This window comes from Nocardioides daedukensis (genome assembly GCF_013408415.1).
GTDB classification, from domain to species: Bacteria; Actinomycetota; Actinomycetes; order Propionibacteriales; family Nocardioidaceae; genus Nocardioides; species Nocardioides daedukensis.
On sequence record NZ_JACCAA010000001.1, the window covers coordinates 1 to 23,697 of the forward strand.

At 67.4% G+C, this 23,697-nt stretch carries 25 protein-coding genes; 15 read left to right on the top strand and 10 right to left on the bottom strand.

Going from position 1 to position 23,697, the window contains the following annotated elements; translation table 11 throughout:
• Positions 1-407: SbcC/MukB-like Walker B domain-containing protein (locus BJ980_RS00005; protein WP_281363709.1), on the top strand; the 407-nt coding region annotated here is incomplete at its 5' end.
• Between the two features lie 49 nt (positions 408-456).
• Here the strand turns inward: BJ980_RS00005 and BJ980_RS00010 are convergent.
• Together BJ980_RS00010 and BJ980_RS00015 are read right to left on the bottom strand one after the other, a co-directional pair.
• On the bottom strand, positions 457-1,383 hold the full coding sequence (locus BJ980_RS00010) for a 2-hydroxyacid dehydrogenase (RefSeq protein ID WP_179500401.1): 927 nt from the start codon (positions 1,381-1,383) through the stop codon (positions 457-459).
• Positions 1,384-1,420: 37 nt separating this feature from the next.
• Positions 1,421-2,107, bottom strand: a complete 687-nt coding sequence (locus BJ980_RS00015) for a TetR/AcrR family transcriptional regulator (protein ID WP_179500402.1) — start codon at positions 2,105-2,107, stop codon at positions 1,421-1,423.
• Positions 2,108-2,165: 58 nt separating this feature from the next.
• Between BJ980_RS00015 and BJ980_RS00020 the strand changes: the two genes are divergently transcribed.
• Both BJ980_RS00020 and BJ980_RS00025 read left to right on the top strand, forming a co-directional pair.
• The gene (locus BJ980_RS00020; protein ID WP_179500403.1) at positions 2,166-2,741 is read left to right on the top strand and encodes an ester cyclase; all 576 of its coding nucleotides are present in this window, start codon (positions 2,166-2,168) and stop codon (positions 2,739-2,741) included.
• A 130-nt stretch (positions 2,742-2,871) separates the two neighbouring features.
• A complete protein-coding gene (locus BJ980_RS00025; protein WP_179500404.1) occupies positions 2,872-3,294 on the top strand; it encodes a GNAT family N-acetyltransferase in 423 nt (140 codons plus the stop codon).
• Between the two features lie 84 nt (positions 3,295-3,378).
• Here BJ980_RS00025 and BJ980_RS00030 read toward each other — a convergent pair whose 3' ends face one another.
• Complete coding sequence (locus BJ980_RS00030; protein ID WP_179500405.1) at positions 3,379-4,638, bottom strand: HNH endonuclease signature motif containing protein; 1,260 nt, start codon at positions 4,636-4,638, stop codon at positions 3,379-3,381.
• 294 nt (positions 4,639-4,932) lie between these two features.
• Between BJ980_RS00030 and BJ980_RS00035 the strand changes: the two genes are divergently transcribed.
• From BJ980_RS00035 to BJ980_RS00050, 4 genes are read left to right on the top strand one after another with little or no spacing between them, the layout of a single operon-like run.
• Positions 4,933-5,166 (top strand): FitA-like ribbon-helix-helix domain-containing protein, encoded by a 234-nt coding sequence (locus BJ980_RS00035; RefSeq protein ID WP_179500406.1) that lies wholly within the window; start codon positions 4,933-4,935, stop codon positions 5,164-5,166.
• Positions 5,163-5,564, top strand: a complete 402-nt coding sequence (locus BJ980_RS00040) for a type II toxin-antitoxin system VapC family toxin (RefSeq protein ID WP_179500407.1) — start codon at positions 5,163-5,165, stop codon at positions 5,562-5,564. Before BJ980_RS00035 ends, BJ980_RS00040 begins: the two co-directional genes overlap by 4 nt.
• Before the next feature lie 49 nt (positions 5,565-5,613).
• Entirely contained in the window at positions 5,614-7,407 is a 1,794-nt protein-coding gene (locus BJ980_RS00045) for a thiamine pyrophosphate-requiring protein (protein ID WP_343047606.1), read from the top strand.
• 45 nt (positions 7,408-7,452) lie between these two features.
• Positions 7,453-8,028, top strand: coding sequence for a VOC family protein (locus tag BJ980_RS00050; RefSeq protein ID WP_179500409.1), 576 nt, complete (start codon positions 7,453-7,455; stop codon positions 8,026-8,028).
• A 95-nt stretch (positions 8,029-8,123) separates the two neighbouring features.
• On the opposite strand, the gene BJ980_RS00055 is transcribed toward BJ980_RS00050, so the two are convergent.
• The 6 genes from BJ980_RS00055 to BJ980_RS00080 form a co-directional block, all read right to left on the bottom strand.
• Positions 8,124-8,726, bottom strand: coding sequence for a hypothetical protein (locus tag BJ980_RS00055; protein WP_179500410.1), 603 nt, complete (start codon positions 8,724-8,726; stop codon positions 8,124-8,126).
• A gap of 8 nt (positions 8,727-8,734) precedes the next feature.
• Positions 8,735-9,661: a hypothetical protein gene (locus tag BJ980_RS00060; protein WP_179500411.1), complete on the bottom strand. Its 927-nt coding sequence runs from the start codon at positions 9,659-9,661 to the stop codon at positions 8,735-8,737.
• A gap of 37 nt (positions 9,662-9,698) precedes the next feature.
• On the bottom strand, positions 9,699-10,586 hold the full coding sequence (locus BJ980_RS00065) for an ATP-binding cassette domain-containing protein (RefSeq protein ID WP_179500412.1): 888 nt from the start codon (positions 10,584-10,586) through the stop codon (positions 9,699-9,701).
• Positions 10,583-11,410: a zf-HC2 domain-containing protein gene (locus BJ980_RS00070; RefSeq protein WP_179500413.1), complete on the bottom strand. Its 828-nt coding sequence runs from the start codon at positions 11,408-11,410 to the stop codon at positions 10,583-10,585. The genes BJ980_RS00065 and BJ980_RS00070 overlap by 4 nt, the downstream gene beginning before the upstream one ends.
• Positions 11,407-11,976, bottom strand: a complete 570-nt coding sequence (locus tag BJ980_RS00075; protein WP_179500414.1) for a sigma-70 family RNA polymerase sigma factor — start codon at positions 11,974-11,976, stop codon at positions 11,407-11,409. Before BJ980_RS00075 ends, BJ980_RS00070 begins: the two co-directional genes overlap by 4 nt.
• Before the next feature lie 84 nt (positions 11,977-12,060).
• Complete coding sequence (locus BJ980_RS00080; protein ID WP_179500415.1) at positions 12,061-12,630, bottom strand: DUF2231 domain-containing protein; 570 nt, start codon at positions 12,628-12,630, stop codon at positions 12,061-12,063.
• A 367-nt stretch (positions 12,631-12,997) separates the two neighbouring features.
• Here BJ980_RS00080 and BJ980_RS00085 point away from each other — a divergent pair, with 367 nt between their 5' ends.
• The 4 genes from BJ980_RS00085 (at position 12,998) to BJ980_RS00100 (ending at position 18,122) form a co-directional block, all read left to right on the top strand.
• Positions 12,998-14,074: an MBL fold metallo-hydrolase gene (locus tag BJ980_RS00085; protein WP_179500416.1), complete on the top strand. Its 1,077-nt coding sequence runs from the start codon at positions 12,998-13,000 to the stop codon at positions 14,072-14,074.
• 34 nt (positions 14,075-14,108) lie between these two features.
• On the top strand, positions 14,109-15,614 hold the full coding sequence (locus BJ980_RS00090) for a YncE family protein (RefSeq protein WP_179500417.1): 1,506 nt from the start codon (positions 14,109-14,111) through the stop codon (positions 15,612-15,614).
• A gap of 49 nt (positions 15,615-15,663) precedes the next feature.
• Positions 15,664-16,326: a TetR family transcriptional regulator gene (locus tag BJ980_RS00095; protein WP_179500418.1), complete on the top strand. Its 663-nt coding sequence runs from the start codon at positions 15,664-15,666 to the stop codon at positions 16,324-16,326.
• 86 nt (positions 16,327-16,412) lie between these two features.
• A complete protein-coding gene (locus BJ980_RS00100) occupies positions 16,413-18,122 on the top strand; it encodes a phytoene desaturase family protein (RefSeq protein WP_179500419.1) in 1,710 nt (569 codons plus the stop codon).
• Positions 18,123-18,142: 20 nt separating this feature from the next.
• Here the strand turns inward: BJ980_RS00100 and BJ980_RS00105 are convergent, their stop codons facing one another.
• On the bottom strand, positions 18,143-18,994 hold the full coding sequence (locus BJ980_RS00105; protein WP_179500420.1) for an alpha/beta fold hydrolase: 852 nt from the start codon (positions 18,992-18,994) through the stop codon (positions 18,143-18,145).
• Between the two features lie 110 nt (positions 18,995-19,104).
• Between BJ980_RS00105 and BJ980_RS00110 the strand changes: the two genes are divergently transcribed.
• From BJ980_RS00110 to BJ980_RS00125, 4 genes are all read left to right on the top strand, one after another.
• Positions 19,105-19,956: a nuclease-related domain-containing protein gene (locus BJ980_RS00110; protein ID WP_218855355.1), complete on the top strand. Its 852-nt coding sequence runs from the start codon at positions 19,105-19,107 to the stop codon at positions 19,954-19,956.
• A gap of 34 nt (positions 19,957-19,990) precedes the next feature.
• Complete coding sequence (locus tag BJ980_RS00115; RefSeq protein ID WP_179500421.1) at positions 19,991-20,317, top strand: nucleotide pyrophosphohydrolase; 327 nt, start codon at positions 19,991-19,993, stop codon at positions 20,315-20,317.
• A gap of 70 nt (positions 20,318-20,387) precedes the next feature.
• Positions 20,388-22,016, top strand: coding sequence for a DNA/RNA helicase domain-containing protein (locus BJ980_RS19150; RefSeq protein ID WP_218855356.1), 1,629 nt, complete (start codon positions 20,388-20,390; stop codon positions 22,014-22,016).
• 163 nt (positions 22,017-22,179) lie between these two features.
• On the top strand, positions 22,180-23,694 hold the full coding sequence (locus BJ980_RS00125) for a hypothetical protein (protein ID WP_218855357.1): 1,515 nt from the start codon (positions 22,180-22,182) through the stop codon (positions 23,692-23,694).
• Positions 23,695-23,697: the final 3 nt, after the last annotated feature.

Below are 23,697 nucleotides of genomic sequence, written 5' to 3' on the forward strand. Positions count from 1 at the left end.
GTCATGTCGAGATCAGTGCCGAGAGGTTCGATCACGTCACCGGTGAGCTCAAGGCGACCTATCGCACGCTGGGGGAGAAGTCCGGTGGCGAGAGCCAGGAGCTGGTCGCCTTCATCGTGGGCTCGGCGCTGCGGTTCCGGCTCGGCGACGAGATGCGATCCCGGCCGCGGTTCGCACCGGTCTTCCTCGACGAGGGCTTCGTGAAGGCCGACTCCGAGTTCGCCGGCCGGGCCGTCCTGGCCTGGCGGGGCCTGGGCTTCCAGCTGATCGTCGGTGTGCCGCTGGACAAGGTGACCGGACTCGAGCCGCACATGGACGAGCTGCTCGCGATCACGAAGAACAGCCGTACCCACCAGTCCTGGATCACGCCGATCAGCAGTGCGCCTGTGGAGCCGAACGCAGACTAGCCAGGCGGTCGCGGATCAGCCGAGTGGCCGACGGGGGAGACGTGCCAGCTCAGCCCTGCTGAACCACGTTGAGCAACGGCAGGCCCGCGGCGAAGCGCGCCAGCTGTGCCTCGACGAGCCGATCGATCCGCGGCTGCATCGCAGAGCTGCCACCGGCTGCGTGCGGGGTGATCAGCACCGCGGGGCAACGCCACAACGGGTGGTCCGAGGGCAGGGGCTCAGGGTCGGTGACGTCGAGGGCGGCGTGGAGCCGGCCGGACTGCACCTCGGCCAGCAGTGCCTCGGTGTCCACGACCGCGCCGCGAGCGAGGTTGACCAGCAGTGCCGAGTCACGCATCGCGGCCAGGAAGGGCGCATCCACGAGGTGCCGCGTCTCGTCGGTCAGAGGCGTCAGGATCACCACCACGTCCGCGGTGGGCAACAGGGTCGGCAGCTCCGTGGTCGGTCGCGAGCCGTCCCGACCGCTGCGGGTCACCCCGATCACCTCGCACTCGAACCCCTCGAGGCGGCGAGCAAGGGCTTGGCCGATGCTGCCGAAGCCGACGATGACCACGGTCTTGTCCGCCAGGGACTCGGCGCTGTTGTTGGCTGCCCAGCGCTGTTCGGCCTGGGCGAGCACGAAGTCGGGCAGCTGTCGCAGCGAGGCCAGGATCAGGGTCATCCCCATCTCGGCGGTGGCCGCGTCGTGCACCCCGCGTGCGTTGCACAACGTGGCGCCGTCAGGCATCCACTCGGCCAGGTGGTCGACACCGGCGAACTGGGCCTGCACCACCTGCAGCCGGCTCAGGCCAGCAAGGATCGAGGGATAGTCGAGCTTCACGTCGTACGGCGGCACCCAGAAGTCCGTCTCCGCCAGCACCGCCGGGTCCTCGTCGCCGGCGAACAACCGGTAGTCCAGGCTCGCCGGAACCTGCTGCAACCTGCTGACAGGAAACGGCAGCGTCACCACGCGGGGTGCGGGTTGGGTGGCTGGCATGCGCTCTCCTTGCGGGCCGACGGCCGGTCGCTCCACGCTAACGCTGGGTGGGCACGCGATTCGCCACGGCCTCGATGGCGAGGTCGACGGTGAACGAGAACTCCTGCTCCCGGTCGAATCGGGCCAGGTCGGCAGCGGCCGCAGCGACGGACGGAAGGCCACTGGACCCCAACACTGCTTGACGATCCGCGACCACCGCTTCATCCGCGGAGCCGTACGTCGGGCCGGCCGAGACCTCGCGGAGCAGCGTGCCGACCACTGTCGCGAGCAGTGAGCGCAGCAGGTGTACCGACTCCGGTGCGGCGAAACCTGCCCGGTGCAGCACACCGAGCACCGCCTCCACCGGGGCGAGCGCCTCGAGCGAGCCGAGCGGTCGGGTCAGCACCAGGTAGGCCGCCTCGGGGTGGAGCAGCGCGCGTTCGCGGAAACCATGTGCGATGGCACGCAGGTCGGTGGCGAGGTCACCGGTTGCGGGCGGGAAGTCGAGCCCACCGAGGACGTGCTCGGCGATCGCGTCGAGCAGGTCCTCCTTGTCGTGGACGTGGTTGTAGAGGCTCTTCGGATCCACACCGAGCTCGCGCGCCACCGAGCGCATGCTGACTGCCGCGATCCCGTCGGCGTCGCTGACCCTCAACGTCGCCTCCACCACTGCGGTGCGGGACAGCGTGCTGGTGCCACGCGGTGGCCGCCCACGGCGTACGACGGGAGTGGGGGAGGCGTCCATGGCTCCATCATGCCGGAACTCGTGGTCAAAACCCACAGTGTGGGTATATTGTCATGGCATGTCTGAGACCGGTTCCCGTTTCGTCCTGCCCTCCGAAGAGGTCCTCCGTGCCCGCGAGAAGCTGGTGCTGGACCACTTCCATGACGAGGTCGCCCATGACTGGGACGCGACCCTGTCGACGTTCCCGCACCCGCACTACGAGCTGATCCCGTTGATGAAGGTGCACGACGGTGACAGTGCTGTGCGCGACTACTACCGCGACACCCGAGTCGCGTTCCCTGATCAGGACCACGAGATCATCGCGTTCCGGCACAGCGTCGACGCCGTGATCGTGGAGTTCTGGCTGCTCGGCACGCACCTGGGACCCCTCGGGAAGATCCCGCCGACCGGGTCGAAGCACCGCACCCGGATGAATGCCTACTTCGTCTTCGACGAGGAAGAGAACCTCGTCGCCGAGCGGATCTACTTCGACCAGCTCACCATCCTCAAGCAGCTGATCGCCGTTCTGGACAAGAAGAACCCCCGAGACTTGCTCACCCTCGGTCGCGCGGTCCTTGGCCTGCTGGCGATGGCCGGCGAGGAGCCGGACGCGCGCCTAATGGAAACCACCGAGCCGGAGTTCCTGCGCAGCTGAACGCTCCGCCGTTGAACCCTGCTCAGCGGAAACCTGCTCAGTTGAACCCTGCGCATTGCACAAGCGTCGACGTTGAGCGCCCTGCGAAACCAAGTCGCCCGCCCCTCACCGGCTCTGACATGCTCGGCCAATGCAGTTCACCGTGACCCGTGGCGGAGCCGACTCCGAGCTCGATGAGCGCCTCGATGCGGGGCTGACCAACTTCAACCGCGCGACCACGCCGGGGATCGCCGATGCCGAGGAGTTCACCGTCAAGGTGACCGACGCCGAGGGGGAGCTGGCTGCCGGCGTCAGCGGCTGGACCTGGGGGACCGCAGCCGGGATCGGGCTGACCTGGGTGCGCGACGACGTACGGCGTGACGGCTGGGGCGCCCGACTGTTGGATGCCGCCGAGGAGATCGCTCGCGAGCGTGGCTGTGTGCAGATGCTGGTTTCCTCGTTCACGTTCCAGGCGCCCGGGTTCTATGAGGTGCATGGGTACGTCGAGTTCGCGCGTACCGAGGGCATCCCCACCGAGGGCTCGGCAGACGTGCACTTCCGCAAGAGCCTGTAGCGCGCGTAGCGCTCGCCAGTCCCGTCGCTCACCCGCGGGATGGCGTCGATGAAGTGACCCGGTGTTGATCAGGTGCCGCGTTGATCAGGTGAGGCGACGGAACGTCACCGTGTTGTCCGGTTCGATGCTGTGCCGATAACCCTGATGGTGGATCAACCGATGATGGTGCGGACAGAGCAATCGGCCCCGGGCCAGATCTGTCGGCCCGCCATGGCTCCACGGATCGTCGTGGTGCGCGTGGCACACGCTGGGCGGCATGCCGCATCCCTTCGCGGTGCAGCCCTTGTCACGCAAGGCCAGCGCACGGAACTGAGCGGTGCTGAAGAGTCGTCGTTGCCGGCCGAAGTCGAGGATCTCGCTCCGTCCGTCGAGCACTGCGGGCAACAGGCCGCTGCGGCAGGCCAGTCGGCGGGCCTCGCCGGCACTGATCCGCTGGCCGTTGGCCAAGGTGGCGAAGCCGTGCTCCTTGAGGAGCTGGGAGATGTCGATGGTGATCATCAGGGCCACGCTGCTCGCGGCATGGCTCGGAAGCTTGTCGGCGGGGAACATCTCGATCAGCTCCATGAAGGCGTGACCCATCCGCTCGGGAGTGATCGAGGAGCCGTCGCGCGGCGCGGCGGAATCGTCTCCCGAGGGAGCGCCGGGGAGCGTGCGCCGCGGGTCGGCCAGGGCCAGGAGCTGGTTGCGGAGCAGCTCGCCCTGGACGGCGGGAAGGCTGAAGCGTCCGAGAACCCGGCCGTGCCCGTCGTTGGTCAGCGTGATCCGGGCCCTGGCGTTGGCCTCGTCCTCCTCACGCTTGAGCCGCTTGGCCTCGTCCGCCTCGAACCGCTCGGGGTCGATCGTCTCGAGGATGTGCTTGCCCAGGATGCGGAGCTCGTCGGCGTTGTGTCGCTGGGCCTCGTCGAGAAGGATGTCGCGAGCCTTGTCGACCAGGGCGGGCTCGAGATCGCTGGGCAGGTCGTCGACCACATCGACGATCACGCCTGCCTGGTCGACATGGAGCTCTCCACTGGCAAGGGCATCGGCCACCGGCTCGTGGACCGTCCGCGCGAGGGAGCGGGCCAATCTCAGGCGACGGTTGGCGTCCCGGGGTGTGAGCCGCGTCAGGCTGGCCCACCAGTTGGCCGCGTGTCGGGCGCCGACCTTGTCACTCAGCTCGCGCGTGGTGGCCTCGGTGGCAACCCTGCCGGTGGCGTGCGTGAGCCGGTTTCCGAAGGTGGTTGTCCGGGTGAGCAACGCCTCGAGGTCGTCGTCGGACAGGATCGGCAGTGACATCTCGCAGAAGTCAGCGAGCACCTCGTCCAGACGAGTCAGCAACTCGTCTGCGAAGGATGTGGTTGTCATGAGCCTGGGCTCCTCTCGACCAGCGACGCAAAAGCGCGCAGTGAATTGGATGCCCTCGAGTCCCCGTCACAGCTGACGTACCCCCGGAGGGTCGTGCGCGCCACCCGATCCAACTAGGTGGAGCCCGACACTTGCTCGCCCTCCACGACTCTCATCGCCTCAGGCAGCCCGTCGGAACGGACCGAGCTCGTCGTCCTCAGCGCCGGACTATTGACTCGAGCTCTGGCTCGATTTTACGCCGGTCAAGGACCACGTGCAAGTGTTTTTCAACAGGAATGGCGCTAGAATGCATGCATGGCCACTGTTCAGATTCGCAACCTCGACGACGACGCATATGCGGTGCTCAAACGACGGGCATCCGCCTCCGGACGCTCGCTGCAGGAGTACCTCCGGATCACCCTCGAGCGACAGGCCGCAGAGCCCACTGTCGAGGAGGCGATCACCCGCGCACGCGTCGACTTCGCCTGGTCCGACAAGCCCACCATGGGCGACATCGTCACCAGCCAGCAGACCGGCCGGGGCCGATGATCGTCCTCGACACCTCGGTGCTCGTTGCCGCCTTGCTCGGCCCCGCGCACCTCAGTGACGCGATCGCGCGTCGACTGGGCACCGAGCGCGTGGTGGCGCCCGAGCTGGTCGACATCGAGGCCACGGGGCTGCTCGACGTACTCGCGCGCGAGGGCACTGTGAGCCCCGAGGCGGCCGAGCATGCGCTCAGGGCGCTGGCCACCTTCCCGCTCGAGCGCGTCTCGCCTGCGCCGTTGGTGGCACGCGTCTGGGAGCTGCGAGCCGAGCTCACCGCCCACGACGCGACCTTCGTGGCGCTCGCGGAGTCGCTGGGCGCCACGCTGGTCACCGGGGACGAGAGCCTGGCCAAGACCGCCAAGACCGCCGCGGCGCGGTGCGCGGTCGAGGTGATCGGCTAGATCCCACCAGTTGGGTACCGGCTCCGGGACGTCGAGCGAAGGAGTCACCGTGGGTTCAGTGGCCGACCAACTGCTGGAACGCCTCCGCGAGTGGGGCGTGCGACAGGTCTTCGGATATCCCGGGGACGGCATCAACGGCATCCTCGGGGCGTTCTCCCGCGCCGAGGATGATCCGCGCTTCATCCAGTCACGCCACGAGGAGATGAGCGCCTTCCAGGCGGTCGGCTTCGCCAAGATGAGCGGCCAGGTGGGCGTCTGCCTGGCGACGTCCGGACCAGGCGGCATCCACCTGCTCAACGGGCTGTACGACGCGAAGCTCGACCACGTGCCCGTCGTTGCGATCGTGGGCCAGACGAACCGCTCGGCGATGGGCGGCTCCTATCAGCAAGAAGTCGACCTGCATGCACTCTTCAAGGATGTGGCCGGTGACTTCGTCCAGTCGGTCACGGTGCCCGAGCAGCTGCCCAACGTGCTGGACCGGGCCTTCCGTGCGGCGCTCACCAGGCGTGCACCGGCAGTGGTCATCGTCCCCAACGACGTGCAGGAGCTGGACTACTCCGCACCCACTCACGACTTCAAGATGGTGCCGTCGAGCCTCGACCTGAGCCCGACCTCGCGGGCGCTCCCGGACGAGCAGGCGTTGGCCCGGGCAGCCGATGTGCTCAATGCCGGAACGAAGGTCGCGCTCCTGATCGGGCAGGGTGCCCGGGGCGCGGTGCGAGAGGTCACCGAGGTCGCCGACCTGCTCGGCGCCGGCGTCGCCAAGGCGCTGCTGGGCAAAGACGTGCTGCCAGACGACCTCCCTTGGGTGACGGGCTCGATCGGCCTGCTCGGGACCCGGCCCAGCTATGAGCTGATGCGTGACTGCGACACTCTGCTCACCGTTGGCTCGAGCTTTCCCTACAGCCAGTTCCTGCCCGACTTCGATCAGGCCCGCGCGGTTCAGATCGACCTCGACGGATCGATGATCGGGATGCGCTATCCCTATGAGGTCAACCTGGTGGGAGATGCCGCGAGCACGCTGTCCGCGCTCGCCCCGCTGCTGACGCGCAAGGAGGATCGCAGCTGGCGCGAGGGCATCGAGCACGACGTACGACGCTGGTGGGACACGATGGACGCCGAGGCGATGGTCGAGGCCGATCCGGTCAACCCGATGCGCATCTTCAGCGAGTTCTCCGCGCGTGCTCCCGAGGACTCGATGATCTTCGCCGACAGCGGATCCGCCGCCGACTGGTATGCCCGCCACATCCGCATGCGCGGCTCCATGCGCGGAACCCTGTCCGGGACCTTGGCCAGCATGGGACCGGCGGTGCCCTATGCGATCGGGGCGAAGTTCGCGCATCCCGGACGCCCGGCGATCGCGTTCGAGGGCGACGGCGCGATGCAGATGAACGGGTTGATGGAGCTGATCACGATCAAGCGCTACTGGCCCGAGTGGGAGGACCCGAGGCTGGTCGTCGCCGTGCTGCACAACAACGACCTCAGCCAGGTGACCTGGGAGCTGCGCGCCCTCGGTGGCACGCCGGCATTCGTCGAGTCGCAGCGCCTGCCCGACATCTCCTATGCCGACGTCGCACACGGGCTCGGGCTGGGGGCGATCACCGTGACCGACCCCAACGCGCTCGGCGACGCCTGGGACCAGGCGCTCTGTGGTGACCGGCCCTACCTGATCGACGTGCACTGCGATGCCGACGTACCCCCGGTGCCGCCGCACGCCACCCTCGAGCAGATGACCGCGATGACCCAAGCACTGATCAAGGGGGACCCGAGTCGGTGGGGCGTGATGAAGGAGGGCCTCAAGGTGAAGGCCCAGGAACTCCTGCCGCACCGGGGCGACCAGTGACGAGCGGCGGTTACTGACCAGCGCGTGTCTGGGTACCGCAACGTCATGGCAACCAAGGAAGAACGCGAGATCGGAGACCTGCGGTTGGCGACGGTCGTCGTCAACGTGCGGGACATGGAGCGCGCAACCGAGTTCTGGAGGCGAGCGATCGGCTATCACCCGGCCGACGACCAGCAGGACGGCCACTTCAGGACGCTCGTCCATGCCAACCGGACGCCGATCGTCCTCCAGCTGACCGACCGCGCGCCGAGCGGACCCGTTCGGGTGCACCTCGACCTCTACACCCAGGAGCAGCAGCGCCACGTGGAGCGGCTCATCGAGCTGGGTGCCGAACGCGTGGATGACTGGCCTGATCGCGAGGAGTCGGAGGGGCCAGAGGTCGTCGTACTGCGGGATCCGGACGGCAACGAGTTCTGCGTTGTCGACACGGCCTCCGGCAGCTCGGAGAGCCAGGTGTCGGAGGTGACCAACATGCGCGGCGAGCCCGAGGAGATCTCGCCCGGCGACGCCACTGCGGGCTATCCGACCGGCGAGAGCGGGTCCGCGCAGGAGGGCACGGCCGGGCCGCTCGCTCCACCGCGACACAACCCTCCCGAGCCGGGCAACAAGTCGGCTCGTTAGCCTCCGCGAGCTGCTCGCCGGCTCCACCAGATCGCCACACCCCGCGCCGCCAGCACGATCGCATCGCCTGAGCAGGGCTGGCAGGAGGAGAGCACTCAGGGTTGGGCGTGGCGCAACGGACGTCCCGCGAACGCGAGCCACGCTGCCCCCACCCAGCCGAGTACGGCGATGCTCGCCCAGCCGGTCCTGAGGGTCGACGTCCAGGCCTCGAGGGGATAGGGCGAGCGCAGCTCGACCAGCATGGCGAGCACCAACGGCGTGAGTCCCGCCAGCACCAGTGCCGAGGCGATCCAGCTGCCCGGGCGGGCCACCTGGTGCCGTCCGAGGAACACGGCGACAACTGCCGTCCCGCCCCCCAGGGCCAGCGCCAACAGCGCCCAGTCCGACCGGTCCAGCACCGCTTCGTCGGCCGCAGCCACCGCGAGGCCGGCCCCGCCGAGGGCGAGGACCAGAGCCGCGAGCAAGCGGGCCAGCGGGGCCCAGCGGGTCCCGCGCACGGTCACCGAGGTCACCCGCACCGCGGCCTCGTCGAACGCGAAGCCTGCTGCCGCGCCGGTGAGCAGCACCATCGCCGGCAGTCCGGTCCCGACCAGCCGTGGCCACTCGGTGATGACCGCGATCAAGGCCAGTGCCACGGCCAGGCAGCTCAGCGATCCGGCCCACGGGACGGCACGGCGGAGGTACCAGATGGCGAGCACGGGTCAGGTCACCGGATCGGGCCGGAGATGATCATCTCGGTGATGCCGGTCGTCGCGGTGATCAGGAACAGCGCCACCGCGGTCACGATCAGCCCCCAGTTGATCATCCGCAGCCGAGGGGTCCGGGCCGACCGGTCGTGCCACACCGCACCACCCACGGCCAGTGCGCAGAGCGTCAGGACGTAGAGCAGGTAGGTGGCCGGGTTGCCGGTGAGGATCGCCTGCGCATGGCCGGGGACGCCGTTCCACTCGTTGCCGTCCGACATCGTGCCGGTGTGGAACATCGACCAGGGCACCCAGTTCCGGAAACCACCCGCGTCGCCGGTCGCATAGGAGAGCGAGCCCGCCATGTCGACGACGGTCACCACCACCACAGCGATCGCCGCGGCACCACGGAACCGCAGCCACCGCCCGACCAGCACGCCGAGCAGCCCTCCGCCCAGGCACGCGACCGGGCCGAGCGCGAGCAGGATGCTCCACACCCAGAGGTCGTTGACGTTGGTGAACCAGAGCTCGTCGGGGTGCGGCTCGATGATCCGCGTCAGCACCAGCATCATCACCAACCAGCCGAGACCAGCAGCGAACGGCACCACACAGGCGCCGGCGACGGCGAGGGTACGTCGGGACTCCGTTCCCGGCGCGGTGCCCATCGCCTCGGCCGCGGCCTCCGTGGACCGGGTCAGGTGAGCCGCCACGACCAGACTGGGCAACCCGATGAAGAACGCCGGGACAATCGGCTGGGAGAGCAGATCGTGGGAGTGGTTCACCCCGTCGACGCTCGACACGGCCGCGGTCGCCAGATAGACCCAGACGTGTACGGCGTACGCCACGACGACGCCGATCAGGAAGAGCGGATGCCGGGCGAAGCGGCGCGCCTCGATGCCGATCATCGACGTGAGGCCGGCAAGTCCGCTGTCCGGAAGGGTGGTGGCCATGGGTGTCTCCTCGGGGGAATGGTTCAGAACTGACGGATCAGTGGTCAGCGCCCTGGGATCGGGGCGCCGCCAGTGGACTGGCAGCCTGCGGCCCGAGCATCAGCAGGTAGGCGTCCTCAAGAGTTGGTTCGGCAGCATCCGCCTGCGGAGGGCGGCTCCCGCCGACGACGCGGTGCCGTCCGGTCCCGGTGCGCCAGGTGACGACCGCGTCGGGGACTTCGGTGTCGGTGAGCCAGACCTGGCCATTGGCGGTGCCGACCAGGTCGACCACCGTGCCGTCGAAGCGCACCTGCCCCTCGGCGAGCACGACCACGCGTTCGCAGAGGGCGGCGACGTCCTCGGTCTGATGCGTGGAGATGAGCACGGTTGCGTCGTGTGCGACGACGGAGAGGGTGCGCCGTAGCTGTGCCCGCTGGGCGGGGTCGAGTCCGGTGGTGGGTTCGTCGAGGACCAGGAGTCTCGGGTTGCCGATCAGGGCCTGGGCGAGGCCGACACGTCGTCGTTGGCCGCCGCTCAGCTTGGCCACGCGTTTGCCGGCCAGGGTGGCCAGGTCGACCAGTTCCAGGACCCGGCGCACTTCGCGGTGCCGGGCCCGTTTGTCGTTCCACTCCTTGAGCACCGCGACGTATTCGACGAATCCGAACGTGGTCATGTCGGTGGGATAGCCGAGCTCCTGGGGGAGGTAGCCCAACCCCCGACGTACCTCGGTGAGCGCGGCGTGACCGGAGTGGGGGTCGAGGCCCAGCAGGCGTACGTCGCCTCGGTCGGCGGCGATGCCCGTGGCCACGATCCGCAACAGGGTGGTCTTGCCTGCCCCGTTGGGACCGAGCAGGCCGGTCACACCGGTGCCGAAGGTGAGGTCCACGTCGCGGAGCGCAGGGGTGCCGCCATAGGACTTGCCGACACCGACCAGTGCGACGCTCACAGGACTGCTCCGATGCTTCGGGTCCGCATGGAGCGGACGGCCAGGACCACCAGGGCGACCAGGGCCAGGCCGAGGTAGACGAGTTGTTGACTGGCCGCCACCGGCCAGGTCTGGGGCAGCTCGCGCGAGGCGCCAAGGACGAGGCCGATCCAGAGCATGGCCACGATCGGGGCGGCCAGGCGTGGGCCGGTGAAGCTGGCCAGGGCGAGCAGGATCGGGATCATGGCGAGCGCCGGGCCGAGCCAGCTGGCAGCCAACCAGACGGGTCCGGGCAGGGTGAGGCCGAGCAGCCCGGCCACCGGAACCGTGACGGCCAACACCGCGAGCGTCCGCGCCAGGATCAGCCTGGTGCGACCGTAGGGCGTGGTGACCGCGAGTGCCTCGAAGGGCTCCTCGGATGAGCCGTACGACGCGGCGACACCGATCACGGGGATCAGCGGCGCCACCGCCAGGAACGGCCACAGCACGGCGTTGTGCGCGAACTGGGTGGCCAGGGCGGCGAACGCCAGGGCGATGACGCCACCGATCAGCCAGGTCCGCCGCAGGCTGGCGGTCGCGGCCAGCAGGATCGCGGTGGGTTCACCGAGCCCGAGTCGGCGGGCGAGCCGGAACGGGCGTGGGAGCGCTGGACTCTCCACGCCCGCTCGCACCCCGGCCCATGCCCTGTCGAGCATGCTTGGGTCGACCAGCGAGCTCAACGATTCCCGGCATTGCGCGCAGCGGTCCACATGGCGTTCCAGGGAGGCGCCCAGGACTGCGTCCAGTCGTCCCTCCACATAGGCCTGCAACAACTCCGGGCCGGCGTGCCAGGTGGTCGTGCTCATTGCCATCCCTCCAGCCTCATGTCGGCAAGCGATCCGCGCAGTTGGGCCTTGGCCCGGTGCAGGCGGGTCTTCACGGTGTTGACCCGGACGCCCAGCAATCGGCTGGCCTCCCGGGTGGTGAGGCCATCCAGGACACAGGCCTGGACGACCGCACGGAATTCGGGGGAGAGCCGGCGCAGGGCCGCGCCGAGGTCGCCGTACTCGATGTCGAGCAGCACCTCGTCCTCCGCGGCGGGCAGAAGCCCGTTGGTGCCGGTGTCCCAGTCGGGCAGCAGCACGTGCTGCTTGCGTTGCCGCAGTCGCGAGACCATCCGGCGAAACGCGATGCCCCACAGCCAGCCGGCAACGTCGCCGTCGTTGCGCCACTTCCGCGCGTCCTGCCACATGGCCAGGAAGGTGTCCTGGACGACGTCGAGGACCACCTCGCGGTCATTGCAGCGGCGCATCAGTCGCGCGGTGAGCCACGGGGCGTGCCGGTCGTAGAGCTCGCGGACCGCGCCGAGATCACCGTCGGCTGCCTGGTGCAGCAGGACGGCGTCTTCGAGGAACGCGCCGTTTGTCTCCACGATCTCACTGTCGCAGCGAGAGGCCGGAAAGGTTCCCCGAACGGGCAAGGAATCCTGGGCGTCCCTGGCGTCTCCTTCGGCCGGTCAGGCCCCGGGCGGGGCCGCGTCGAACACCGGATGGTGGGTGGACACCTTCCGCGCCGCGGCGAGGTGTCCACCCAGATAGCCACCTGCTCCGGCGACGGCTGCTCCGAGCAGGGCCAGTCGGGCGCCGGTGTCGTGGTGGCCGCGTCGTCGAGCAATCCACGATCCTGCGTAGGTTCCGATCGCCACGGCGTTCGTCACCGCGTGCACGAGTCCCACTCGTTTCTCTCGCGGGCCAGCAGTCGACCACTCGGCCCAGCCCGCCCAGGCGGTGGGTCCGACAGTCAGGAGGCCGGTGCCGACAAGGCTCTGCGCGGGTTCGGCCCACTTGCCCCGTCCGATGAGGTCGAGCACGGAGGCCGAGGTCCAGCTCCCCAGGACCACGGTCGCGAGCACCGGATGGACCGCATGACCGAGCCAGTCCCCGCGGAGCACGGAGCCACGGATCCCGGACCCGAAGAGCTTGAGGATGTGTGGCTCGATGGCCTGTACGGCGCCGTCGAGGGCGGTGGCTTCCTCGAGCTTCAGGGTCAGACGCACGAGCGGGGCCGGGGGTTCGAGGGCGTTCATCGATTCCTCCTCTTGTGGGCGTGCTGACCAGCCTCCTCCCGGGGCGGAGCGAGGTCAACGGCGTACACCCTCGGGGAGTAGACCCCGGCTGCAGCGACGACACAATTGCCTCCCGGGGGCGGACGCGCCAGGAGTTGTTCGCGGGTGAGGCTCAACGCATGAGATCACCAGTGCGCTCAGGGCTCGTCGAAGGCCGATGCAGCTGCTCACGAAAGACGATGAATCCCCCGACCGCTCCGACGCGGGGGACGTCAGTCCCTGGCCTGGCCAACCGCACCCTGCGCACAGTGACAACTTGGATGCGCACTCCAGACGAAGATCGTCACTCAAGGCGGGACCGATCCGGACGTGAGTCGTTGGGCAGGGCATGGTCACCCACCAGCCGTTCAGCAGGCGAAACCTCCTCGCCGCTGGCGCTGCCCTCACGCTCGGTACGGCCACCGCTGGAAGCGCCTCGGCGGACCCACGTCTTGGGGCCAGCACCATCGCTGCGCGACGGAAGTTCTTCGGTTCTGCGAACGTGCACGCGCGCACGGGACAGGTGCGCAGCGATCGGGTGATCCTGTCGTGGTTCGGCGTCACCAGCTTCGCGATGGCAATCGGCGGACAAGTCGTCCTCCTGGACGCCTGGGTTCCTCGAGGCCCCTATTCCGATGTGGTCCCGACAACCCCGGAGGAGCTCGTCGACCTCCGGCCGAGCCATGTCTTCATCGGGCACGGTCACTTCGATCACGCCGCGGACGCGGGGCTCATCGCTGCAGAGAGCGGTGCTGTCGTGGTCGGAACTGCGGTCCATTGCGCCCAGATCGCCAAGCAGACGGACACCTCGATCCGAACGAAGGTGCTGCCGATCACCGCCGTGGGTGGACAGGCCAACTTCAGGTTCGGACCACGCATCGCCGTCACGGCCATCGGTCATCCGCACTCGACGGCGAAGGCCCCCACCGGCGACTTCCCGCCACTGCTTCTCCCGCCGGACCTGACCCCGGTGCTGACCAACCCACCCCACCTTGAGGACCTTCTCGGGTTCGCCTCGCACGTGCCCGACAAGGAGGGCGGCAACCTGCTCTACCGGTTCCAGATCGGGAAGTTCTCGCTGCTCTGGAACGACAGTGCTGGGCCGATCCGGGAGTTCCCGGACGCAGTGGAACGCCTGCGACGGCTGGGCCGCCCCACCGTGCACCTGGGCGCCATCCAGGGTTTCGGTCAGTACACCAACGGGCTGCGCGACCCGATCGACTACATCCGTGCCGCTCGTCCGCACCTCTTCGTGCCGACCCATCACGACAACTGGGCACCCCCGATCAGCAGTCCCGCCGCTGGCTACGAACGTCCGTTGCGCAAGGCCCTGGCGACGCTCCCCGCGGGCTCCCGTCCGTCCCTGCGATTCATTGCAGATCCCGCGGACTACATCCGGCCCAGCCGGCTGACCTTCGTGATCTGACCCGTCCAACCACCAGCAATCAGAGGCACCCACCATGCGACGTACCGCTTCTCTGACCACTGCCGCCCTCCTCACCGTGGTGGTCACGCTCGGCCTGGGCGCCTCCACTCAGCAGGCCGCCCAGGGCGATGACGAGTCCATGCGCGAGGTGATGCTGGTGGGCAACAACTGGGCTGGCACGGCAACCATCGTGGACGCGACCACGCGGGAGGTGCTGAAGACAGGCATCGACTTCGTCCCGGACAAGGCTCAAGAGATCGCCGACATCAAGAAGAAGCCTGACCAGCTGGCGTTCTACTACCTGATCCAGCAGGGCCCGGGCGAGGGCCACGACCAGTACGTCGACGACATGTTCACCACCAAGGACGGGAAGTACGTCGCGGTGTCGCGACCGAGCTTCGCTGACGTGGTGTGGATCGACCTTGCGAAGGCTGCAGCCGGGAGTCCGGACAGCATCGTCCGCGAGCAGCAGATGGACGGATACCGCACCGACCACATGGGCCTCTCGCCGGACGGGCGACGACTGTTGGTCAGCGACTCGACCGAGGCGCAGGTGATCGAATACTCGATGGTGGACGAGGTCATCGACGGCGTACAGGTCAAGATGGGTGACCGGCTGCGTGCCTTCCCCACGGGAGAGACCCCGCACGAGAACAACTATTCGCCCGATGCTTCCCGGATCTACCACGCCTCGATCGGCAAGGTCTACCTCCCCGGTGACCAGCACTCGCTCGGCCCGATCAAGATCGGTCCGTTGCACGATGCGATCAAGGGCGACCGCTGGTTCCAGATCGTTGACAACGCGAACTTCGAAATCACTCATCGCTGGGACATGGGCAAGGAACTTGCCGAGGCAGGCCATGAGGGGATGAGCGCCGCGGTCCGACCGATGGCAGTGGCTCCGGACCAGCGTTGGATCTACTTCCAGGTGTCCTACTTCCACGGCATCGTCGAGTTCGACACCCAGGCGCCCGACATCAACGGCAAGGTGGACTACACCGCCGGCGGCATCGCCGAACCCCGGGAAGGACGGGTCACCCGACTGATCGAGCTGCCCAACCGGGTGCCGAACATGCCGTTGGAGGAATACGTCAACGACTCCGCGCACCACGGATTGGCGATGGACACTGCCGGGACGACGCTGTGCGCGGCCGGGACGATGGACGACTACGCCGCACTGGTGGATCGGGAGACGGGGGAACACCGGATCTACGACGAGCAGACCACCGGTCACGCCTACAAGAAGCCGTATTGGACCACTGAGGGCCACGGCAACACCTGCTGGATCTCGCTCAGCGACTCCGACGCTGTGGCGGTCATCGACTTCGCCACCGGCGAGGAACTCGCCTACCTCTCCGTGGGGGACCACCCACAGCGTGTGCGAAGCGCCCACGTCCCGGAGTCGGTGGTGGCCACCTGGACCGAGGTCGGGACCAACACCGGGCCGAGCCACTCCGGGAGCGGCGGGCTGATCCCGTTCATCTCGAGCCTCCTCGGGCGAGCGCTGTTCCTGCTCGATCCCGTGTTGCCGTTGCGCTGATTCCGTTGGCAGACGGCGGTCGGCGCACCATCGGCCCTACTGTGATCCCGTGAACGACGCCCAGAAGCCGAAGGTCCTGGCTGCCGACGCCGCTGCGCGCGGGTCGCGTCGCCGGGAGCGCACCCGCGGGCTCGTGCTCGATGCCGCCGAGCAGTTGCTGTCGCAGCATGCGCCGGAGGAGATCAGGGTCGAGGACGTGGCCGCGCGGGCGGGGATCTCGCCGGCCTCGGTCTACGTGCACTTCGGCACCAAGGACGGATTGCTGGCGGCGGTGACCGAGCGGGTGCTGGCCGTGGCGACCGAGACCCTGCGATCGGCGTACGCCGCCGAGACGACTCCTCTCGAGCGTTTCGCCGGCGTCGGGTCGGCCTACCTGCGACTGCTCCTCGACCACCCCACTGTCGTGAGATATCTGACGGTCACCGGTGAACGCGGTCCCCGGACGGCTGTCGAGGACGAGGTCGTGGAGCGGTTCAGCCAGCTGCGGGGGGAGTTCGAGCAGAGCATCCGCGATGCCGTGGACTCCGGCGCGATCCGGCAGGTGGATCCGGAGTTGCTGTCCTACTTCCTGTTCGGTGCGTGGAACGGTGTCGCCGCGCTGGCGCTGCGCCGCGACGCACTGGCGGTGGCGCCGGAGCGGGTCGAGCAGGCTGTGATCGAAGCGGGTCTGGCGCTGCTCGAGGGCCTGATCCCGGACTCACCTCCCGCCTGACGGAGCGTCGCCCTTGGCGCAACGCACCGAAAGCGAGTTAACTGGAGTCCAACTCCAGATAACCCCGCCCTGCGAAAGCGACCGTGATGACCCAGACTGCGACACCACCGACTCCGGCCAGCGAAGCCGACAACGGGACCTGGGACGTCGTGGTGGTGGGTGCCGGTCCCGGTGGTCTCACGTGTGGTGCCTACCTCGCGGCCAACGGCAAGCGGGTGCTGGTGCTGGAGGCCAACCAGGTGGTCGGTGGCAGCACTCAGGTCTTCCGTCGTGCCGGCAACAAGTTCGAGTTCGACGTCGGCACCCACTACGTCGGCGAGTGCGGCCCCGGCGGTCGGATGCAGACCGCGCTCTCCGGGCTCGCCCTGACCGAACGGATCAAGTGGCTGCGCCAGCGGCCCGAGGGTCACTGCCAGATCATGATCCCGGGCACCACCTTCCACACGCCGACCGGATGGGACACCTACCTCGACCGCTTGATCGCGGCCTTCCCCGAGGAGGAGGCCGGTCTGCGGCGCTGCGTCAGGATCATGCGCATCGTCGCCGCAGGCGAGAGCCCGCGCCTGCGTCCCTACATGCTGCTGCGGTGGGGCGTGCGACCGATCACGAAGCTGATGGACGCCTGCCGCCTCAGCGCCGACGCGCAGGCAGTGATCCTCGCGGAGAACGGTGACTACACCTGGCCGCCGCACCGCACGCCCACGGCCATGCACGCGGGCTTCCTGCACCACTACCTGCAGGCCGGCGCCTACTATCCGCGCGGTGGCGGCCAGGTCATCGGCGCCCACCTCACCGACGTGATCCAGACGCACGGCGGCCGGGTGCGCACCAAGGCCACGGTCGACCAGATCCTGATCGAGGACGGCCGCGCGGTCGGCGTACGCCTTCGTGACGGCGAGGAGATCCGCGCCGAGGTCGTCGTCTCCGCAGCCGACTTCAAGAAGACCTGGGCGGAGCTCGTCGGGGACGCGCACCTGACCCGGCGGCTGCGGCGGCGCCTGAAGGACCTGGAGATGACGCTGCCGATGTTTGCGGTCTATGTCGCGCTCGACGTCGACCTGCGCGAGCGGGGCACGCCGCCGCTCGCCTGGGTGTGGCCCAACAACGACATCGATGGCTACTACCGCGAGGTCGAGGCGGGCCGTTGCCCCGAGCAGATGCCCGTGGGGATCAGTTGCCCCACGGCCAAGGACCCGGAAGGAACGCACTCAGCGCCACCGGGATATTCCACGCTCGAACTGGTCAGCTGGGCGCCGAAGGACCACGAGTTCTGGAACGTCGCGAGTGATCCCACCGCCGGCGCCACCTATGGCCGCGACGAACGCTATCTCCAGCTCAAGGAAGAACTCACCCAACGCGTCCTGGACACTGCAGAGTTGATGATCCCGGACATCCGGGAGCGGATGGTCTTCTGTGAGGCGTCCACCCCGATCACCCAAGAGCGCTTCACCCTCAGCAGCGACGGCTCCTGCTATGGCATCGCGCCGCTGATCAAGAACCTCGGCCCGTTCCGCCCTCGGGTGACCACGCACATCCCGGGGCTGTTCCTTGCCGGCGGAAGCACCGAGCACATGTTCGGCATCAACGCCACGATCTGGGGCGGCATGGGCACCGCCGGTGCCGTGCTCGGCCGCGACCTCGTCGAGGAGGTGCGCGACGGTGCCGTCTTCGTGGACGAGGCAGACCTGACCCCGATCACCGACGACTTCGACCCGCTCCTGGCGTCCAAGCCCGGCTCGGTCATTCGGCGGGCTGTGCGTCGGCGTCCTGGTTCTACCCGGGTGGGCCAGCAGTAGTTTCTGTGGTGGCCCAGCGATCAGTGAGCGTCCAGCCATGCGATCACGTCGGCGGTCACCTCGTCGCGGTTCGTCTCGTTGAAGATCTCGTGCCTGGCCTGGTCATAGAGCTTGACCGTGACGTCGGTGAGCCCGGCCTCGCGGTAGCGCTGACCGAGCAGCTCGATGAGTTGACCGCCACCTGCCAGCGGGTCGGCGTTGCCTGAGGTGACCAGGACGGGCAGGTCGTTGCGGACGGTCGCCGGGTCGGCAACGCGTGCGGCGGGGCTGAAGATCGCGGGCACGGTGGCGTCGGGAAGCTCGAAGCCACACAGGGGATCGGCGACATAGACGTCGACCTCGGCCTCGTCGCGGGAGAGCCACTCATAGCCGGTGCGGTTCTCGAACCCGGCGTTGAAGGCCTCCAGGCCGGCGGGCTCCTCGGACTCGGCCATCCCGGCGGCGAGCACGTCCAGTGTGGTCGAGCCGGAGAGGACGACGCCGGCGTATTGCTCACTGTGCTCGAGCATGACGGCCTGGGCGGCGAAGGAGCCCATGGAGTGGGCGATCAGGAACAGCGGCAGCTCGGGAAGTTCGGCGCGCACGTGGGCGCCGTACGCCGCGACGTCGCTGATCAGCCCGTCGAAGCCGGCGGGGCCGAAGTCGCCGGGTACGTCGGTGATCGACTCACCGTGTCCGCGGTGGTCGGTGGCGCGGACCAGGTAGCCCGCGGCGTTGAGTGCGGTGGCGAGGCGGTCATAGCGTGCGGAGTGCTCGGCGAGACCGTGCGCAATCTGTACGACGCCGCGCGGCTCGGCGGCCCCGTTCCAGGCGTAGGTGGTGAGGGCGATGTCGTCGACGGGGGAGCGGAAGGAGGAGTTCTCGAAGGCCATGGTTGATCGTGGCACAGGCTGGCAGTGAAGTTGCGCCTTCGGCACGACCAGCGAATCGGATTCTGTGAATCCGACATCGGAGAGGCTCAGGGCCGCCTACGGTTCGGTTCATGAGCGATGGGTCCAGGCCGTCGGATGCGGCGGCTGAGAAGAGAATGAAGCTTCGGTACGCCGGTAGATGTCGCCTCTGCGAAGCCGAACTGCCGGCCCAGACCACTGCGGTCTATGAGAAGTCGACGAAGACGGTTCGCTGCGTGGAGTGCCAGGATCACTCGCCCAGCGAACAGTCGACGCACGTGGCGATTGCCCGGTCCGAGGAAGCACCGTCGCAGAGCCGGGCAGGTGCATCTGCGCGGCGTGAGTATGAGCGACGCAAGGAGAAGGACGAAGCGCGAACGCGCGCCAAATGGGGTCGCCTCGGGGGAGTAGCCGTTGCGTTGTCTGATGAGCGCCAGAGCACGCGGGCCTGGGAACGTGGCGCCATCGGCGAGGAACGGCTCGGCGCACGCCTCGATGCTTTGGCTCCTGATATCGCGGTGCTCCACGATCGTCGGATCCCCGGCACTCGAGCGAACATCGACCACATCGCCGTCACGTCGGCCGGCGTGTGGGTGATCGATGCCAAGCGCTACAAGGGGCGCCCGACGCTCCGCATCGACGGCGGCATCATCCGCCCCCGGACCGAGCGGCTGTTCGTCGGCGGCCGGGACTGCTCCAAGCTCGTCGATGGAGTCGAACGGCAAGTTTCGTTGGTCCGCGAGGTTGTGGGCGAAGTGCAGGTAACCGGCGCACTGTGCTTCGTTGAGGCGGACTGGCCGTTGATCGGCGGTGCCTTCTCCCTTCGGGATCTCCACGTGCTGTGGCCGAAGCGCTTGACCAAGGTGTTGGTCGAGCAGGAGGACGGCGGTGTTGACGTCGAGGCGATCAGCGAACTTCTTGCTACGTCATTTCCTCCAGCCTGAGATGCGGCGCTCACAGCACGGATACAGTGCCCGCATGAGTGCCAGCCGTGTCCAGGACACACTCCGCGACTTCGTGGCCGAACGAGAATGGGACCAGTTCCACTCACCCGAGAACCTCGCGAAGAGTGTCGTGATCGAGTCTGCCGAACTCCTGGAGTGCTTTCAGTGGAACGGCGACCACGAGATCGACCGAGTGCGCGACGAGCTCGCCGATGTGCTGACCTACTGCCATCTCCTGGCGGCCAAGCTCGACCTCGACGTCGATCAGATAGTCCTGGACAAACTCGGCAAGACGCGGGCGAAGTATCCAGTTGAAACAGCTCGGGGGAGCAGCGAGAAGTATGACCGCCTTCCGGATTGAGGAGTTCGCGTTCGACGCGACGTCCTTGGCGGTCCAGGCCGCGACGAACCCCAAGCTGAGCAACTGGCCAGTGGTCTACACCCTCGACACCGCGGGAAAGATCTATGTGGGGGAGTCGATCAACGCAGCGGGACGTCTGCGCAATCACCTCGACTCTCCGGCCAAGCGCGTGCACCGCTTGCAGGGCGCTCGCGTCGTGATCGGGGACCGGTTCAACAAGTCGGCGTGCCTCGACCTTGAGTCCTACCTCATCCGGCTGCTCGCCGGCGATGGAAAATATGAAGTGCTGAACCGTAATGAGGGAATCACCAGAGCCGACTACTACGACCGCGAGACCTACCAACAGACCTTCACGGAGATCTTCGAGGAGCTCCGAAGGAAGGGCGTCTTCACGCGCAGCATCGTGGAGATTGAGAACTCAGACCTCTTCAAGTTGTCGCCCTTCAAGGCGTTGTCGGTCGGTCAGTCGGCCGTGGTGGAGAGCATCCTTGACGGGCTCTTTGCTGATCTGGCGCAGGGCACTTCTAGTCGAACCGTGATCCAAGGTGATCCCGGCACGGGCAAGACCGTTGTAGCCATCTATCTGATGAAGCTCTTGAGCGACATTCAGGCGGCGGACTCCACCCTGATGCCCGAGGGTGACTCGGTGCTCTCGGAGTTCTTCGTCAAGGGCTACCCGGAGTTGCTCCAGGACTTCAAGATCGGGCTGGTCGTGCCACAGCAGTCTCTGCGGCGCTCCGTCGAGCGTGTGTTCCGCAAGACCCCGGGACTGAGCCCGAAGCAGGTGATCAGCCCGTTCCAGGTGGTGTCTGCAGGACAACAGTTCGATCTATTGATCGTGGATGAGTCGCACCGCCTGAACCAGCGGGCGGCGCAAGCAGCTGGGCCGCTGAACCGGATGTTCGCCGACCACAACAAGACGCTCTTCGGTGACGACGACCCGAAGTACACCCAGCTCGACTGGATCAACAAGGTGAGCGATCACCAGATCTATCTCGTTGACGGGGCTCAGGCCATCAGGCCAGCGGACCTCTCGCCTCGGACCCTCAAGGATCTGGTGTCGACGGCGAGGCACGAGAACAGGCACTACATGCTGCAGTCGCAGATGAGAGTGCAGGCCGGGCAGAACTACGTGCGATACGTCCGCGGAGTTCTGAATGGCAGCGTGGCTGAACGTGAAGGCTTCCCCGGCTATGACCTCCGGTTCTTTGATCACCTCGGCGACATGCGCCACGCGCTGGATCAACGTGAGGGCGAGACCGGCTTGGCGAGGCTTCTAGCCGGGTTCGCATGGCCGTGGCTGACAAAGAGAAACCCCGAGGCATACGACATCGAGATCGACGGCCAGAAACTTCGATGGAACTCCACTGACATCGACTGGGTCAGCTCACCCACCTCGGCGCAGGAAGTTGGGTCGATCCACACGATCCAGGGCTACGACCTCAACTATGCCGGCGTGATCATCGGTCCCGACCTGCGGTACGACGCAGCACGCGGGCGGGTCACGTTCGACCGCGCGAACTACAAGGACCCTCGCGGTACGACGAACAACCGTCTCCTCGGGGTTACGTACAGCGACGCAGACATCCTGCAGTTCGTGCGAAACATCTACGCGGTCCTGCTGACCCGCGGAATGTTGGGGACGTACGTGTATGTCTGTGATCCCGGTCTGCGGGAGCACCTGCGGAAGCTCTTCTGAGTCGGCTTCGACGAGCATGGGGCTGCGAGCGCGTACGTGAGCCGTTCCCTTTGCGAGCTTGTTGGATTCGCCCCGCAACGGCATTGCGTTCGCTACCGTGGCGAGAACGCCGGCCTTGTCGGCCGTGTGCAGCAAAGTCAACGCGGACACGGGGGAACCACCAATGGCTGAAGAAGTTTGGCACGAGGCACGTTTGATCCCTACCTCGGGAATCAACGGCGCCGAGGAGCAGGAGCGGCGTGCGACGTCCGCACTGCTAGCGGTGCTGTCGGCCGTGCGGGAGTTCGGACGCGGCTTCGTCAAACCCTTCGGCGGGCCCAGTGGCACCATCGAGTGCTTCATAGAGGTGCCGTTCATGCTGGGTGAGCGGCGGCTCTATCCAGACGGGCTCATCCGTGTCTCCCGGGGCGCGAGAACGTGGACTGCACTGGTGGAGGTGAAGACCGGTCCGAACCAGTTGGCTGCCGAGCAATTGGAGAACTACCTGGACATCGCCCGTGAGCACGGCTATGACGCCGTCATCACCATCTCCAACGAGATCCCGGCAGTGGCTGGCCAGCACCCGACCAAGGTCGACAAACGCAAACTCAAGAAGGTGAGCCTGCACCACATTTCTTGGTCCCAGGTCCTTGCCGAGGCTGTCATGCAGAAGGAGTTCCGAGGTGTCGCAGACCCGGACCAGGCATGGATCCTGGGTGAGCTGATCCGCTACCTCGAGCATCGCAAGTCCGGAGCGCTGGAGTTCGATGACATGGGAGAGGCCTGGGTCGGGATCCGCGACCAGGTCGCTGCCGGCACCCTGCGTGCTTCGGACAAGGGCATCGCCGAAGTCGTCGCTCGCTTCGATGCGCTGCTGCGGTTCGCTAGCCTGCAGCTGGGTCGTCAGCTCGGCACGGAAGTAGTGCCCGTCTTGTCCCGCAAAGAAGCTGCGGACCCTGTGGTTCGAGCCCAAGCCCTGGCGCAGACGTTGTGCGATTCCGGAGAACTGTCGGGTGCGATTCGGATCCCGGGCACCGTGGGACAGCTCGTCGTGACCGCAGACCTGCGCGCCGGGAGGGTCGTGTGCCACGTCGATGTCGACGCTCCGAAAGAAGGACGTGCCACGACGCGGGTGAACTGGCTGCTTCGGCAACTCAAGAGCGCTCCGGACACAACCCGGGTGGAGGCGTTCGTCGCGCACGCTCGCGGCTCACAAGCCGCCGAGCTCCTGAGCACAGTACGAGAGAACCCAGCCGCCCTTGTACTCGATCCCGCCAAAGAGATTCGGTCTTTTCGCCTGGCGGTGACAGCGACTCTGGGCACCAAGCGTGGACGAGGCCGCGGCTCGTTCATCGACTCAGTTCTGTCTGCGGTCGACGGCTTTTATGGCGAGGTCCTCGGAGCGCTGCGCGCCTGGGCGGCCGCACCACCGAAACTTCGCCCCGTGCACGTCGAACCGCCCGAGCTGGACGACAGTGTGCCTGCCGCTCTCAGTTCGACGGACTACTCATCCCAGGATGGAACAGAGGAGCGCCACGTGGATCCGGGTCAGTCGTCGCACCGCTCAGGCCTTGAAAAGGCCGCGGCTTCCGAGCCTCAGGTCGCGAGTGCTTTCCATGGCGACGCGTTGGCCGTGAGCACGACTCAGTCCGGGGGCGCGGAGGTTGAGACGGTCACGCCGGTAGGGCCTGCGCAGTAGTTC

Bases quoted from the DNA above. Each gene is read 5' to 3' on its own strand.
- BJ980_RS00040 (WP_179500407.1), top strand. From the start codon at position 5,163: ATGATCGTCCTCGACACCTCGGTGCTCGTTGCCGCCTTGCTCGGCCCC.
- BJ980_RS00010 (WP_179500401.1), bottom strand. From the start codon at position 1,383: ATGCCAGCCACCCAACCCGCACCCCGCGTGGTGACGCTGCCGTTTCCT.
- BJ980_RS00050 (WP_179500409.1), top strand. From the start codon at position 7,453: ATGGCAACCAAGGAAGAACGCGAGATCGGAGACCTGCGGTTGGCGACG.
- BJ980_RS00020 (WP_179500403.1), top strand. From the start codon at position 2,166: ATGTCTGAGACCGGTTCCCGTTTCGTCCTGCCCTCCGAAGAGGTCCTC.
- BJ980_RS00085 (WP_179500416.1), top strand. From the start codon at position 12,998: ATGGTCACCCACCAGCCGTTCAGCAGGCGAAACCTCCTCGCCGCTGGC.
- BJ980_RS00110 (WP_218855355.1), top strand. From the start codon at position 19,105: ATGAGCGATGGGTCCAGGCCGTCGGATGCGGCGGCTGAGAAGAGAATG.
- BJ980_RS00125 (WP_218855357.1), top strand. From the start codon at position 22,180: ATGGCTGAAGAAGTTTGGCACGAGGCACGTTTGATCCCTACCTCGGGA.
- BJ980_RS00060 (WP_179500411.1), bottom strand. From the start codon at position 9,661: ATGGCCACCACCCTTCCGGACAGCGGACTTGCCGGCCTCACGTCGATG.
- BJ980_RS00105 (WP_179500420.1), bottom strand. From the start codon at position 18,994: ATGGCCTTCGAGAACTCCTCCTTCCGCTCCCCCGTCGACGACATCGCC.
- BJ980_RS00100 (WP_179500419.1), top strand. From the start codon at position 16,413: ATGACCCAGACTGCGACACCACCGACTCCGGCCAGCGAAGCCGACAAC.
- BJ980_RS00115 (WP_179500421.1), top strand. From the start codon at position 19,991: ATGAGTGCCAGCCGTGTCCAGGACACACTCCGCGACTTCGTGGCCGAA.
- BJ980_RS00025 (WP_179500404.1), top strand. From the start codon at position 2,872: ATGCAGTTCACCGTGACCCGTGGCGGAGCCGACTCCGAGCTCGATGAG.
- BJ980_RS00035 (WP_179500406.1), top strand. From the start codon at position 4,933: ATGGCCACTGTTCAGATTCGCAACCTCGACGACGACGCATATGCGGTG.
- BJ980_RS00015 (WP_179500402.1), bottom strand. From the start codon at position 2,107: ATGGACGCCTCCCCCACTCCCGTCGTACGCCGTGGGCGGCCACCGCGT.
- BJ980_RS00070 (WP_179500413.1), bottom strand. From the start codon at position 11,410: ATGAGCACGACCACCTGGCACGCCGGCCCGGAGTTGTTGCAGGCCTAT.
- BJ980_RS00030 (WP_179500405.1), bottom strand. From the start codon at position 4,638: ATGACAACCACATCCTTCGCAGACGAGTTGCTGACTCGTCTGGACGAG.
- BJ980_RS00080 (WP_179500415.1), bottom strand. From the start codon at position 12,630: ATGAACGCCCTCGAACCCCCGGCCCCGCTCGTGCGTCTGACCCTGAAG.
- BJ980_RS00090 (WP_179500417.1), top strand. From the start codon at position 14,109: ATGCGACGTACCGCTTCTCTGACCACTGCCGCCCTCCTCACCGTGGTG.